General features: G+C 62.4%; 1 rRNA gene. It reads left to right on the top strand.

The features are described from left to right. Window positions 1-410: 410 nt before the first annotated feature. Window positions 411-548, top strand: a 23S ribosomal RNA gene (locus KDL01_RS41730); the annotation flags it as partial.

Here is a 548-nt window from a genome sequence, read left to right as displayed (position 1 = left end):
GGAAGGTGCGGCTGGATCACCTCCTTTCTAAGGAGCATCTGCCCAGGTAGGCCTGTAGTGGGCCGGCCGGGCCAGACCCGCTTCACCGGCGAGTGTCCGGTGGCGGAGCTCATGGGTGGAAACGTCGTAGACAGCAGCCGGGTCCCTTGCGGGCCTGGCGTGGCACACTGTTGGGTCCTGAAGGGACAGCCGCAGTGGAGCCCGGATCTTGTGGTCCGGGTTTCCCCGTGTGTGGGTCTTCTTCTGGTCCGGGTCCAGGCCCGACGCCATACCGTCCGTTGTCACGGGCTGGTGGTCGTCATGGGTGGTCTGGGGTTCGGTGGGGTGTTTGTGAACTGGATAGTGGATGCGAGCATCTAGTAGTTTTTAGATTGCTGCTCTGTAGTGTTGAGTATCTTGATGAATCATCCGTGTAAGTGTATAAGGGCGCACGGTGGATGCCTTGGTACCAGGAGCCGATGAAGGACGTGTCTGGCCGCGATAGGCCCCGGGGAGCCGCCGAGAGGGCTTGGATCCGGGGGTGTCCGAATGGGGGAACCCGGCACCCG

This window comes from Actinospica durhamensis (genome assembly GCF_018139695.1).
GTDB classification, from domain to species: Bacteria; Actinomycetota; Actinomycetes; order Streptomycetales; family Catenulisporaceae; genus Actinospica; species Actinospica durhamensis.
This window is presented reverse-complemented; position numbering and strand designations above follow the sequence as displayed.